The sequence below is a fragment of the Flavobacterium limi genome (assembly GCF_010645075.1).
GTDB lineage: Bacteria > Bacteroidota > Bacteroidia > Flavobacteriales > Flavobacteriaceae > Flavobacterium > Flavobacterium limi.
Genome location: NZ_JAADZV010000009.1, coordinates 160,708 through 174,082, shown reverse-complemented (window position 1 = coordinate 174,082; position 13,375 = coordinate 160,708). Strand labels below are relative to the sequence as shown.

General features: G+C 36.1%; 11 protein-coding genes. 2 read left to right on the top strand and 9 right to left on the bottom strand.

The features are described from left to right. Entirely contained in the window at positions 1 to 4,785 is a 4,785-nt protein-coding gene (locus GXM16_RS17955) for a hypothetical protein (protein WP_163395875.1), read from the bottom strand. Between the two features lie 241 nt (positions 4,786 to 5,026). After that, positions 5,027 to 5,638: an alpha-ketoglutarate-dependent dioxygenase AlkB family protein gene (locus GXM16_RS17950; protein ID WP_163395874.1), complete on the bottom strand. Its 612-nt coding sequence runs from the start codon at positions 5,636 to 5,638 to the stop codon at positions 5,027 to 5,029. Between the two features lie 87 nt (positions 5,639 to 5,725). Here GXM16_RS17950 and GXM16_RS17945 point away from each other — a divergent pair, with 87 nt between their 5' ends. Next, positions 5,726 to 6,493: an XRE family transcriptional regulator gene (locus GXM16_RS17945; RefSeq protein WP_163395873.1), complete on the top strand. Its 768-nt coding sequence runs from the start codon at positions 5,726 to 5,728 to the stop codon at positions 6,491 to 6,493. Positions 6,494 to 6,520: 27 nt separating this feature from the next. Here GXM16_RS17945 and GXM16_RS17940 read toward each other — a convergent pair whose 3' ends face one another. After that, complete coding sequence (locus tag GXM16_RS17940) at positions 6,521 to 6,700, bottom strand: hypothetical protein (RefSeq protein WP_163395872.1); 180 nt, start codon at positions 6,698 to 6,700, stop codon at positions 6,521 to 6,523. 281 nt (positions 6,701 to 6,981) lie between these two features. Here GXM16_RS17940 and GXM16_RS17935 point away from each other — a divergent pair, with 281 nt between their 5' ends. After that, positions 6,982 to 8,583 carry a Na+/H+ antiporter gene (locus tag GXM16_RS17935; protein WP_163395871.1) on the top strand — a complete coding sequence of 534 codons (1,602 nt, stop codon included), beginning with the start codon at positions 6,982 to 6,984 and terminating at the stop codon, positions 8,581 to 8,583. 106 nt (positions 8,584 to 8,689) lie between these two features. Here GXM16_RS17935 and GXM16_RS17930 read toward each other — a convergent pair whose 3' ends face one another. The 6 genes from GXM16_RS17930 to ypfJ all read right to left on the bottom strand — a co-directional run bounded on the left by GXM16_RS17930 (position 8,690) and on the right by ypfJ (position 13,309). Continuing rightward, on the bottom strand, positions 8,690 to 9,238 hold the full coding sequence (locus GXM16_RS17930; RefSeq protein ID WP_163395870.1) for an REP-associated tyrosine transposase: 549 nt from the start codon (positions 9,236 to 9,238) through the stop codon (positions 8,690 to 8,692). A 171-nt stretch (positions 9,239 to 9,409) separates the two neighbouring features. Further along, positions 9,410 to 9,808 carry a hypothetical protein gene (locus tag GXM16_RS17925; protein WP_163395869.1) on the bottom strand — a complete coding sequence of 133 codons (399 nt, stop codon included), beginning with the start codon at positions 9,806 to 9,808 and terminating at the stop codon, positions 9,410 to 9,412. Positions 9,809 to 10,043: 235 nt separating this feature from the next. Further along, entirely contained in the window at positions 10,044 to 10,310 is a 267-nt protein-coding gene (locus tag GXM16_RS17920) for a hypothetical protein (RefSeq protein ID WP_163395868.1), read from the bottom strand. Positions 10,311 to 11,000: 690 nt separating this feature from the next. Next, positions 11,001 to 11,546, bottom strand: coding sequence for a hypothetical protein (locus GXM16_RS17915; protein ID WP_163395867.1), 546 nt, complete (start codon positions 11,544 to 11,546; stop codon positions 11,001 to 11,003). Next, positions 11,546 to 12,124 (bottom strand): hypothetical protein, encoded by a 579-nt coding sequence (locus tag GXM16_RS17910; RefSeq protein ID WP_163395866.1) that lies wholly within the window; start codon positions 12,122 to 12,124, stop codon positions 11,546 to 11,548. Before GXM16_RS17910 ends, GXM16_RS17915 begins: the two co-directional genes overlap by 1 nt. 339 nt (positions 12,125 to 12,463) lie before the next feature. After that, positions 12,464 to 13,309: a KPN_02809 family neutral zinc metallopeptidase gene (ypfJ, locus tag GXM16_RS17905; RefSeq protein ID WP_163395865.1), complete on the bottom strand. Its 846-nt coding sequence runs from the start codon at positions 13,307 to 13,309 to the stop codon at positions 12,464 to 12,466. Positions 13,310 to 13,375 lie beyond the last annotated feature (66 nt).

The following is a 13,375-nucleotide window of genomic DNA, read 5'->3' as shown; positions in this document are numbered from 1 at the left end:
TTAATTTGATTTGTTGAAAGTAAAAACAGAACTGGTTCCTGACTGTCCGCCAGGTAGCGTGTAATTCAGTCTTATATTATAAAGCCCCTTTTTTATGTAAGGGAATTCTCCATTTATGATGCGATCATATTTTGCGATCATAGCCTGATTAGATGTATTTAGATATTTGTTTACAACCTTATATCGTAAATCGATAAAGTCATTTTTAAAATAGAATGGCAGGTTATAACGATATGGCAGATATTCTTTTAGCATAAAGCTGGTTGGATTGTTAAAAATATAATCCTGATACCAGGCCATGGTTTCAACTCCCCTCACAGGTGGAACACCTAAAGCAATATTAATACTCTTATCCAGTTTTAAATCAGCTTCCAGAGGATATCCCTGATAAATAAGAGGATAGATCTCATTGTTATAATAGTTGTTGTCTAAAATAGCTTCTGTACTTACAAGCGGTTGAAACAGAGTTTTTGAATTACCAATAAGTTCTGCTTCATCAAAAGGTTCTGTCGAACTGTTTAACGATTGTAAAGCATGAACATCCATGTAAATAATTTCAACTAATGTCTGTTTAGGTTTTTTGGCAGCCATTTTTTCCTGAAAAGTATTGTACTGGCTGGTGTTAAAATTGTATTGTACCAACTCAATAGATTCTGCACCGGAAACAACTTCTTTAAGTTCATTGTTTTTTACATCAACATTGTTATCGTCCGCCAGATTTTGAGTCTGGTAATTTTCAGCTAAATTACCATTGGCTTCATTTTGTTTTTCCAGTGTCATTAATGATAAATTGTAAGGCTTTGCCTGTTCCAGTACAGGTAAATCAACAATTACTTTTTTCAAATCAGAATTATATCGGATAGCAGTGTTGGTTGTTTTGTTTCCGGTTTTATAAAAAGCTTCTTGGGATTGACCTGGTTTTAATTCAAACAAATAAGTCTGACCTTGTTTCAACACTATATAAGCTTCCTTGCTTTCGTTTTGATATACATACTTTTGGTCAAATACAGGATAACTGTAAGCGATGTTGTTTACCGGAATGTTTTTTGGGGCTGCACCTGTAGTAAAGTTTCGAACTTCATTTTCCATAGCAACCTGGCCTTCATCCATAATGGTTTTCCACGTACCGTTTACATTTTCCTGGAAACTTACTTTTGCAGTCACCACTAAATTAGAATTCTGAGGTAAAACTTCACTGGAATTAAAGCTTAATAAGTCTTTGGTACTATTCCAGCTGATGGTACCAATAACAGGAACGCCATCTTTTTTGATAGTGTATTCTTCAAGTTTGAGTCGGTATGTTTTTGTTCCCTGATCATCTTCGAGTGTAAAGTTTTTATCTACAGGCATATTAAAGGCGACTTGCGGAATCGCAAAAACATCTACATCTTTTGATCCCTCTGTTGGGGTAACGTCAGCAATAGATTTTAATCCTGCCAATGGATCTGCATTTATAAATTCGCATTCTTTTCCAAACTGTAATTTAAATCGGAAACTGCCTCGTATGGCTCCTCCGAGTATACTAAATTTTCCGGCCATATAACCTCTTATCCATAACGGATTAGGTAGTTTGGCTTGTAGTAAAACAGCGCCTCCTCCCTTGATGATAGATATTTTCTTGCGTACGAAAAGCAATTTAATATTAATCCCCAGTTCCCCCTGAAGATAAGCATAAGATTGTCCATTGGCATACCATCCGTTTAAGCCAATCTGGCCGGAACCCTTACATTCAGCGTCGCCATAATCTTTGACCATAATATCGAATCCAAATCCGGCCTGAAAATTAGCGTAAAACATTAAAAAGCTTAAGTCTCCTGTTTTTATGCTAAAATCTGCACCAAACGCAAATCCTCTTCCTGCATCAATCATATTTTCATTACGCATGTAATCCAGTTTGGAAGCATCTACTCCCAAAAGCTGTGCAACAATAGCAGGTGGTGGTGGACTACCCGGAATATCGTCACCCAGCATAAAGTAACCACCGGCTTCCACTTCAATGGATCCTATGGCTAATTTAATACCTAATCGGTCGGTCGGTTTTCCCATATGGATGTACCATTTATCAGGGCCAAAATGCAGGACAGCCCATCCGGCTCTGTTTCCTGAGGCACGTCCTTTTATAAAACCTCCAGGGGTATCAATATATAAGTCAAAAGATCCATGTAAAGTTTTGGCTCTGAAATCATATTCAATAGCAGCAAATGCATTGATACCCATAGAACTTTTTACATCATTCGGGTATAAAGTAGCAGCAGCTTCTGATAGATTGGATGTTTTTAGAGCCTCTAGGGCTACTTTTGTCATTAGGCTTTCGTTTTCTGCGACAGCTTTTAAAGCGCCTTGCAGTTCTTCTGCACCTGGTATTTCAAATGGCTGCATAACGTGGCCCTCACCATAAATACTGATTCGGTTGAGACCGCCGCGGTTGTTAAAAGCGATTTCAAAACCTGCACCTCCCCAAAAAGCATCGGCAGTAGCAGTTCCGGCAAATTTAATCATGGCTTTTACCCCAAGACCGGAGTCGGAATCTGGTACATAATTAGACCCTGAAGCAGCAAATCGGTTACTAAAACCGTCTTTTTTCATTCGATAATAAGCACCGCCGCCAAAACCTTTAAAAGTAATAGCACCAGCCGGGATATTAAGGTTATCCACCATAGCATCTACATACCAGTACCTGAAAGTGGTAGAGCCAAAAATAGCATTGGCCTCAACAGATATTCCTCCTGAAAAATCAGCTTTTAGTGATCCTTTAAAACCTTTACCATAGACAGGGTCATTGTCCATTATCTCAATACTTCCCTTGAATTTCATACCGCCTAAGTCGGCAGCAATGTCTACGCGTTCAAATTTTAAATGAGAAAATTTCCACTTTTGTATGCCGTCGTCTTTTCCAAATTTACCTACGACATTAAACCTTGTCCGCCCGCTGAATTGATCTTTCATCAGGTTAACAGACAAATCTATTTTTAGGGATGCGGATACATCATCTGCAATAAGGGCAATCTCATGAATAGTAATCGGGAAATTGGCGACTTTAGAAGAATTAGGATCGGTTTCAGCTTCATTTTTATAACCAAAGTACTTCGCCTTGAAAATTGGGGTGACTGTTTGTAATTCTAAATCCTGAAATAAGATGCCCTGAAAAGCAACGGCACCTTTTTCATCTTCATCTTCAGTCTGAGCTGGAGTTGGAGTTGTTGTAGTGGTTTTTGTTTGGGTTGCCTGCGCCATCGGTAGCCCCATAGAAGATAATGGCGGTCCGGAAGCTTCCGGCTCCTGATCAGCATTTGGCTTGTTACTGCCTTTTATCGTAATGCTTCCATTCAAAAAAGCTTTCGGTAAAAACTTGCCTTCTTTTACTTTTAATTCGATATAGGATCCCTTGTCAAATCGGGCTGTGGCTTTAAAGGCCTGAAAACATACGTTTTCGCTTACTTCAGCCTTTAATAAATATTCATTGTCGACAGGATTGATAAGAGCATTATAAGCAATTTCACCGCGTGTTTTGGCAGCACATTTTTTGGATTTATCAGACAGCGGTAAAACAATGGCTCCGTTAAATTTAGCATGCATTAATGAATTTGCCCTGAATTCCATTTCAATATGATCAACAGAGAACTGCCATCCTGCAGCACTGCCTTTCCCCAGATCCAGAACATTGTCGGCAGAGAAATTTCCAGACACCCCCATTCGGTCTATTAACAGATTGGATGCTTTAAATGTAAGTCGGTTATCGGTTCCTTTCTCTTTGAATTGGGATGGAAGCACTACTTTTAAAGAACTTACAAATAATCCTCTCCATAAATTTTCATTTCCGGGTACCAGATAATCTTTTTCATAATCTTTAGGCCAGACAATAGAACTGGAATTATGAAGGTCGCTAAAATCAATTACAGCTTTGTTCAGTTCAAAACAGGTTCCTTTATAATTCGTGAGTTGAAAAGTAGGGAGCGATATTTCTATTAGGATATCATTCCAGTTCGATACAATAGTTTTAAATGAAGCCTGAACTCTTTTTTCAGCCGGAAGCGGATTGTAACTGGCATCTACCGGTTCTAATAAACTTCTGGAGAAAACAACATCAGCCTCCAGTCCGAGCTCCTTAAAGCCGTTACAATCTATAGTGACATAAGTTTTATTCTTTACTTCTCCGGTAGACATTTCCATGCCGCCTTTTAAAATCAGCAACAAATTCTCCCCATTGATTTTTATAGGGACATCACCAAGTAAAACCAGATTAGTAGCACCAACCAAGCCGCCTTTATGAGAAAGTTTGATATTGTTGGCTCCAAAAAATAACTGTTTTTGTTTTCCCGTTTCATCCGTCTGAGGAAGAGTAATCCTTACAAAAGCGGTCAGTTCAGTGTATTCCGGAGTAAATTTGGCATTGCTGATGCCTAAAAGGTATTGTATGCCGCCAATAGTTTTTTTGATTCCCAGGGGCAGAGTCGAAAGCTTTTTGGGTTCCAGAAAATCAGTAAGAAGGCTCATGTTCTTATCAATTTCCTCGCAGGTTGACATAGCCTTTCCTAAATCATTACTGGTCTGGGCCGAAATTGGAAAATTGCTTTGGATAAAAGAACTTGTAAATTCACTTTCTGCCGGTGCCGATATCGAAAATGGTGTAAGAGGAGGAACCTCTTTTTGTAATCTGCTGTTTAATGAAAGAGTTTGTTTCTTATGGTCAGTGATAGTATCATTTACATGGGCATAAGAATTAATGCTGATAAATAGAACAAGAAACAATAAGATATGAGAGAACTTCAGGGTAATTTTTTTCAATGTAGGGACAGGTTAAGTTTGGTAATAAATGTTTATTGTAATAGTAAAAAAAACATTTATGTAATCGATTAACGGCGGTCAAATATAAAATAAAATTAACAGGAAAAAATAGAATTTTTAAACTTTTTTTTAACATGTTTTTTAAGATGAATTGAAAAAGTATATTTTTGATTTTGCAACCTGAATCTGAAATTTTCTCTAATAAAATGGAGTATTTTTAAGGTGTAATTTTTAGATTTAATTAAGTCCTTCTGAAAGTAAGGTTAATTCTGGGTAATACATCTCTTGCTGTTTTAGGAACCTGATGCTGCCAGAAACTGTTCGTAGCGCCGGCCATAAGTAAAAAAGTGCCATGGTGCAAAGGAATTTCAATCTGTGGAATTTCCTTTCGAAACTTGTGTCTGAGTCTGAACATTCTGGTCTCTCCAAAAGTAACAGAGGCGATATCCATGTTCTTGTTGCTGCTCCTGGTCTTATCACTGTGCCATCCCACACCGTCTTTTCCGTTTCGGTAAAGATTAAGCAGTACGGCATTAAATCGCATATGGGTTTCCTTTTCTACACGTTCCCTGATATGTTGTAGTTCATCCGGCCAGCTTTGACTGGATTCACGTCCGTCTAAATTATCGTCGCTGTACCACGAAACCATTCTGGGAGCGGTAACTATTTTGTCGTACATTGGCATATCATATTCGTGCCATTGCGTTTGGTTCAGTAAAACAGTGTAATAGTAATCAGATTCTTCTTTCGAAAAAAAGTTATCGATTAAAAGTAAGTCGGCATCAGGAACATCAAACTGCTTTTTGCCTCCTGAACCGCTCGAAAACAATTCGGTATCATTAAAAAGTGTCATTTTTCGTTGTTTTTGGAATTGATAAAATTAGCACAGGTAATAACAATTTTTTTTATATTTGTGGTTATAAATTGTAACAAAGTGATTATGTCCTTATTTTCAGATAACATCAGGGTTTTAAGGGTTAGGCAAAAAATTTCACAGGAGAAATTAGCAGAAAGCCTGCAGATTACCAGAGGCAGATATGTCAAATATGAAGACGGTACTTCAGAAGCCCCGTATGAAATTTTAAAAAAAATAGCCCGTTACTATCATATGAGTATCGATTTGCTGCTTTCGGTAGATATCCGTAAAATAGATATCCAGCATTTACTAAAACTGGAAAATAACAGGTTGGTTTTGCCGATTATGGTAGATCATCAGGGAGAAAATTATATTGAAGTAGTAACTCAAAAAGTAAAAGCAGGTTATCTCAATGGCTACGCAGATCCGGAATATATTGAAAGTCTCCAGCAAATTTCACTTCCTTTTCTGGGACCGGGTAAACACAGAGGATTTCCTGTTGAAGGGGATTCAATGCCGCCGCATGAAGACGGAAGCATCATTGTAGGGCGTTATGTCGAAAGGCTCGGAGATGTACAGGACGGCAAAACTTACATCCTCATTACAAAAACTGAAGGAATGGTGTACAAGCGCCTTAATAAAAATAAAAAGAACGCTTTGGTTTTAGAATCAGACAATAATTTCTATCCCAATTATGAAGTCAGGCTCTCCGACATCATCGAAATATGGGAATACCGTTGCAATATAGGAAGGACAGACAAAAAACAGGAATTAAATGAAATTCAGGACCTCAAAGAATTGATTTTAGACGTAAAGAGGGAAGTAAACGAAATACGTAAAAATAAGCAATAAATAGGTTAACCGGAATTATACTTCCGGTTATTCCTCTGCCGGCACAAGCACAGACTCCATGAATTTTCCGGTAATGATAGTGCCTTCCTCATCTTCCCATTGAGTAATAACATTTTCAATCAATTCAGGTTCAAAACCAATTATCTTCATGACAGGACCGCCAAACTCTTGGCGTACTTCCTGATTTTTTTTAAAACTAGTATTCATATAATTTCATTTTTAATTGTGATGATTCAGATATTAAATACATTAACTCTGGTAATTCAAAAATAAGAGCTGATGAAGCAAAATCTTTTATAAGATAACAATGTTTTATTATCAAATTTAAAGTTTGCTGATATGCATCTGCGTAACTTCAATTAATTAGTCCTGCATCATTTAGAGGCTATTGGAACGATTCTAACGTTAAATGAAATTTTGAACTAATAGTACCCGAAGCTTTAAAATAGTATATTCGTGCTCTTAAATAATACACCAACAACAGTAAAATGGAAAATATCACCATAATTATTATGTTACTATTTGGGGTTGCATTCCTGAGCCTCATAAGCAAAAGATACAATTTTCCCATTCCTGTGGTACTGGTAATTTGCGGGCTTATTATTAGTATCATCCCAGGGCTTCCGGTAATTGCCCTAAGTCCTGAAGTTGTTTTTATTATCTTTCTTCCGCCGCTTTTATATCATGCGGCATGGTATACCAGTTGGTCTGATTTTAAACAAACCATTCGGCCTATTACTTTGGCTGCAGTGGGTTTAGTGCTTTTTACAACCGTTGCTGTAGCGATTGTTGCCCACATGCTTATTGGTGATATTTCATGGCCGTTGGCTTTTCTTTTAGGGGCGATTGTTTCCCCTCCGGATGCGGTTTCGGCAACTTCAATCACAAAAGGTCTGGGTTTACGCCCCAGATTGATTGCGATACTGGAAGGAGAAAGTCTTTTGAATGATGCCAGTGGTCTGGTAGCCTATAAATATGCGCTTACGGCTATTACAGCGGGAAATTTTGTGCTGTGGCAGGCAGGATTGAATTTTGTCGTGATGTCAGTTCTTGGAATTGCAATTGGTTTGGTTGTAGGGTACATCATGAGTTTTATTCATAAAAGGTTTGTTTGCGATGAAGTTATCGAAGCTACTTTAACATTACTGACACCCTTTGCTTCGTATTTAATCGCAGAACATTTTAAAGCTTCGGGAGTTCTGGCAGTAGTAGCAACCGGACTTTTTCTTTCCGCAAGATCGGGTACCATTTTCTCGCATGAAAGCCGAATAATGACAGGAACAATCTGGAGTGTTTTAACCAATATTTTAAACGGGTTGATTTTTATTTTAATCGGTTTACAGTTGCGGCAGATTATGTCAGGAATTGAAGCATATTCCGGCTGGTCTTTGTTTGTCTGGGGATTTTTGGTTAGTGTGACGGTGATTGTAGTACGTTTTTTATGGGTCATTCCGGCAACATTGCTTCCCAGGGTGATTAGTAAAAAGATTCGCCTTCAGGAAGAATTCGATTTCCGAAACATGATTATTTTTGGCTGGTCAGGAATGCGGGGCGTGGTATCTATGGCAGCTGCTTTGGCACTTCCGCTAATGATGAATGAAACAGAAGAATTTCCTTTACGCAACCTCATTATTTATCTGGTATTTTGTGTCATCCTTTCTACTTTGGTTATTCAGGGATTTAGTTTGCCATGGCTGATAAAGAAATTAAAAATTGAAAAATACTCAATTCTTGCAGAAGAATATGAGGTTCGAAATATAATAGTTTCCCAAACCATTAGCCATATCGAAGATAATTTCTCGCTGGTCAATGATGATTTACTCCACAACATTAAAAGTAAATATGAAGTAAAATTCAATCGCCTGCAAAAAACGGAACTTCCGGCCAACTTCTTCGGAAAAGGAAATCTGATAGGAGGTGAGATCTTCAACGATTTTACGAAGCTTCAAATCGATTTACTCAATGTAGAAAGGAATAAACTCGAGTCAATGCATAAATCTGGTAATGTCAACGAGGAAATTTTCAGGAAAATTGAGAAAGAACTGGATTTGGAAGAAACGAGATTATGGATGGAGATGTATGAAGAGTAAATATTCTCCCAGGATTTAACAGGAATTGTATTTTCGGTTATGCATCTGCCGGTACAAGCACAGACCCCCGCTAGCGCGAGCGTCTCGCTCGTGCAATTACTCGTAATCAATTAATATCAATTTCTAAAACAGTTTGGTCATTGTTGCCATAATTTTTGGCAGAACTGTATTTCCAGTCTATAGGATTTGTTATAAAGCCAGTTTCGACCGGATTATTATGGATGTAATTTAATTTTTGCTCAAAAATTTTTAGAGACCAGATTTCAATGGGTTTATTGTTTTGCTGCCAAAACTGCCTGAATTTTACATTGCTGTTTTTCTTTCCGGCTCTTTCAAACATCCAAAGCATCCATTCTTTTCTGCTTTCTTGTGGATTTTCTTCGATTGCTTTGAGCATTTTTCTGGATGTAAATCCTTTAAAGTCTCTTATTAGTCCTGAAGGATTTCCGCTTGCTGATCTAAAAATTAAATGAATATGGCTAGGCATGATACAATAGCAATAAATTTCCATTGATTTATGTTTACGGCAATAGTCTAATGATTCAATAATATTTCCAAAATACTCATCCCTTGTAAATACATCTATCCAGTAAACTGTAGCAAAACTTATAAAGTATGCTCCGGTCTTTTCACCAAACTTGTATTTTCTGCTCATTTATTTTTTTGAGCTAATGTAAGAAATACTTCTCTTTTAAGAGTTGGATAGTTTTGAGTTACTGTAAAAGATATACTTTGCGTTCACGAGCATGATGCTCGCGCCAGCGTGGGAGGTTTAAATGACAGATTTGGATAGCTTTTTATTAAGAGAACAGTATAAACATTACCTTTATGAATTATTAGGTAATAAAGCGGGTTTCTGTAATGAAATAATTTCTATATCCTCACAACTAAATTCGATACTGCCATCTTCATAGTCTTCAATATAAAAATTTATATGCTCCAATCCGTGATCAGAAGCATCAATGATATCAAAGCCTGATACAAAATGTAATCCATTACCAGTAAAATCTAATTTCATATTAATTACATTTCTAAATTCAAAAGTGGCTTCAATAAAATCTTTTGTAAGATCTGGCCATTTACTCATATTAGTTTTAATTTGAAAATATAAAATTATTTTTAAATTATTTTTAGACCAGTTTATTTCTTTTATAAAAGCAATATCTGATGGTTTCCAATCATTGTAAAAATCTCTAATTTTTTCTATTTGGTTAATTTCTTTCATATTTAATCATTTGGTCTCAGATCGGATTTTAAAACCCTGCAATTTATTGCAGTGCTTTAGTAATGCGGAAAAATATAATCTTTTGACTTTTTAGTTTTGATAAAAAGTTTTCAAAATCGAGAGACTGAAAGTCTCTTGTCAAACAAACTTCTGCACTTTCAGTGCAGAGTAGTTTAGTTATTTTTTATCATAGAATGCGCAGCTTTACATTATGAATACTTCGTATAGTGCAGGGCTATTTTTTTTTAGCTATATATAAACGATATAAAAATATTATTCCTGCAGGATATAGAATTAATAAGATTCCAAAATTTACTTTTGTTTTTAAGATAATATAGCAAATTGTAATAATGATTAAGGATATGGCAATGATAATTCCATAAAGCATACCTATTTTAGTTTCATATATGGTAGGCTTTTCATGAATCAAATTTGAGTTTGTCATATTATGTTTTTCAATTTGAATTTTTAAATCATCATAAAAACCATCAAAAGATTTCAAATTTTCGATTTCAGTAAAAATTAAAAATTTGAAATTGATTCCTTTCTTTTTATTTAAATAGAAAACTTTATATCCATTTCCATATTCGTACAGATAATTTTTAATGTCAGAAATAAAAAAAACATATTTTCTTTTTTTTAAAAAAGGGTATTTTAATTCAATTTCAATTTTAGTTTTATCAGTAAAGCTAATCCAAACGTCAATGATAGATTTTTTTTTTTGTTAAAAAGTAAACAACAAAAAAAACTAACAAAAAACTGGAAATAAACAAAATTTTGTTGTTTAATCTTATATAATCATTTAATGCAATTATTGTAAAAGGAATAAGTGTTACAATCGATGTAAATATAAGTCTTATAAATAATAGGAAAATATTTGTTGTTTTAAAATTATATTTTTTCATTTGTTAAAAATTTGATTTTAGCATCGCTACCGCACGAATCCTTTCGTGTGGCCCGTCCTATTTAAACATCAAGCATTTTAAAATAAACCACCACATCATCTTTAGTTCTTTAGTTCACAAATAATCATAAGAACTGTTGTTGTCTTTTTTTGATTTTAAAAACTAAATAATATTTTTTAGAAATTAAATTTAGAAAATTTACTTTATTAAACACAAAGCCACACGAAAGGATTCGTGCGGCAGCGCGGGCTCTGTTCTTCCTGTCCGACCGCTTACTCTAAACCAATCTATTCTTGTTTTTCCAAGGTACCAGATAAAAGATCTACTTCAAATGTTGTATTAGTTTCATTCCGTATATCCCAGAATTCACCTCTTAAATACGTATCTGTTATCTCTGTTATTTTAAAGCCATCATTAGCAACACGTTCATGCCATTTAATTCCATTTTTATCATAGCCTATTAGATCAGTAAAATCAGCGAACACGATAATGTTTTGAGACTTTATGGATCGAACATCCATAATAGGGATAGATTGCACTTCATTCCAATCATTTGGATTAAAAGATGAAACAATATAACCTGATCCTCTTGATATTACACAAAACTTATCGGGATTAGGTGTAGTATAAACTCCACATAAACCTTTATAACTTATTTCACCAAAAGAAAAGACCCCAATCCACGATTCACCTTGTGAAGGAATAACTTTCACAATTAATCCGTCTTTTCCTCCACAAGAAGCATCACCCGGATAGTAGTATCTATTGTCTGTACCAAGTTTTTCTAAAAGTTCTAAACTATAATTACTTTGAAAACTTAAATCAATTATCATTATCTTCTTTTTACTGGATTAAAAAATCTATGCCATATAACTTCTGTTTTGCCTGATACAGAAGGTCTTATGCCTATTTCAAAAAAACCTTTATTTCCATTAATAATACCAGGATATTGATATAAAATATTAGTATTGCTTAACCCACCTTTCGAAACGGTAAAATAATTCGGAGTAACAGTTTTCGTCCCATTCTCAAAAATCACATTATTAAACACTTCTGGAAAATTATGAAAAGGACCAGGTTCTTCAACTCTTCTAAGTAATTCTCTTGCAGAATAAATACGCCTTATCCCATCTGCTCCGCCCTTAGTTGCTTTAAGTTCGGATAAGGCAACCTTTGCCTCACCAATTGAGGATAGAGATGAAATAGCTCCAACTAACCCCCAAACCGCTTCGTCTGTATTTGTTGTGGAACCATTTAAGTTACGCATACTATAATCTCCAACACCTCTGCCAATAAAATATTGTCCCGTAGTGTAAAAACCATTATAAAATTCGTAAATAAATCTTTCGCCTGGCTTACCCTCAGATAAATATGTCCAGTTAAACCCAAAACTACTATGCTGAGTTGGCATTTGTATATTAGCATATGTACTCAAATTAGGTGGCGGTCCATCGCCTCCTAAACCAAGAGCTCTTCCTATAGATTTTATATTTCGTCCAACATAATTCCCTACAGATTTAGCATTGTCACTCGAATGGGATTATTTATGTGAAAGTTTTTTGAAAAGCTTAAAAAATAAATCATCAAATGTATTTCCATATCGATTGTTTATAGAAAATTAATTTATTTGAAACGACTAAAGAATAATCAGCTTGTAATTTGTAAATGGATTTTGTTTACAATTTTGGATAAAAAAGCATGACTTTTAAATCATGCTTTTTCTGGTTATTATAGGTTGGTTTTAAAATGATCAAATGTCTTCAAAGGTAGTACCCTGACGGATGTCACCGCTGGTAAATCCTTTTTTAAACCAGTACATCCGTTGTTCAGAGGTACCGTGTGTAAACGAGTCAGGTACAATCTGGCCCTGCATTTTGCTTTGGATGGCATCGTCACCAACAGCGTTGGCTGCACTCAGGGCTTCTTCAATATCACCGGTATCAAGGTGTTTTTGGTTATAGTGGGTCCACACGCCGGCATAAAAATCGGCCTGTAGTTCTAAGGCAACAGACAATTTATTGGCTTCTGCCTCACTTTTGCCTTCCTGGGCTTCTCGCATTTTGGCAGAGGTGCCCAATAGGGTTTGCACATGATGGCCTATTTCGTGTGCAATGACATAGGCAATGGCAAAGTCACCGCCTTTGGCGCCAAACTTGGTTTTAAGCTCATCAAAAAAATCCAGGTCCATGTACACTTTCTGGTCGCCCGGGCAGTAAAAAGGGCCTGATGCCGAGGAAGCACCTCCGCAGGCCGTTTGCACAGATCCTCTAAAAAGGACCAGTTTCGGGTTTTGATAAGTCATGCCGTTCTCGGCAAAGATTTTCCCCCAGATATCTTCATTGTCGGCAAGGATAACACGCACAAAATCCCCCATTTCTTTATCGGCTGCACTCAATGGGGCTGCCGCCTCCGTTTGTTGCGGGTTGCCCTGGAGCTGTTCCAGCGCATTTCCCACGGTTTGCCCGGTTTCACCGCCAAAAACGTTGAGTAACAAAATAATGATCCCGATAACGCCGCCTCCCAGAACAGCTTTTCCGCCGGAGAGACCTCTTCGGTCTTCAACATTGTCACTTTGTCTTCTGCCTAACCATTTCATAAAAGAATGTTTTTAAGTTAATTGGGGAATTTAAGGAACACGAATTTATATTTTTTTTGAACAAAT

What these genes read in the sequence shown, in the direction of transcription:
- GXM16_RS17950 (WP_163395874.1), bottom strand. Translation starts at nt 5,638, where the DNA reads ATGACACTTTTTAATGATACCGAATTGTTTTCGAGCGGTTCAGGAGGC.
- GXM16_RS17945 (WP_163395873.1), top strand. Translation starts at nt 5,726, where the DNA reads ATGTCCTTATTTTCAGATAACATCAGGGTTTTAAGGGTTAGGCAAAAA.
- GXM16_RS17940 (WP_163395872.1), bottom strand. Translation starts at nt 6,700, where the DNA reads ATGAATACTAGTTTTAAAAAAAATCAGGAAGTACGCCAAGAGTTTGGC.
- GXM16_RS17935 (WP_163395871.1), top strand. Translation starts at nt 6,982, where the DNA reads ATGGAAAATATCACCATAATTATTATGTTACTATTTGGGGTTGCATTC.
- GXM16_RS17930 (WP_163395870.1), bottom strand. Translation starts at nt 9,238, where the DNA reads ATGAGCAGAAAATACAAGTTTGGTGAAAAGACCGGAGCATACTTTATA.
- GXM16_RS17925 (WP_163395869.1), bottom strand. Translation starts at nt 9,808, where the DNA reads ATGAAAGAAATTAACCAAATAGAAAAAATTAGAGATTTTTACAATGAT.
- GXM16_RS17915 (WP_163395867.1), bottom strand. Translation starts at nt 11,546, where the DNA reads ATGATAATTGATTTAAGTTTTCAAAGTAATTATAGTTTAGAACTTTTA.
- GXM16_RS17910 (WP_163395866.1), bottom strand. Translation starts at nt 12,124, where the DNA reads ATGCCAACTCAGCATAGTAGTTTTGGGTTTAACTGGACATATTTATCT.
- ypfJ (WP_163395865.1), bottom strand. Translation starts at nt 13,309, where the DNA reads ATGAAATGGTTAGGCAGAAGACAAAGTGACAATGTTGAAGACCGAAGA.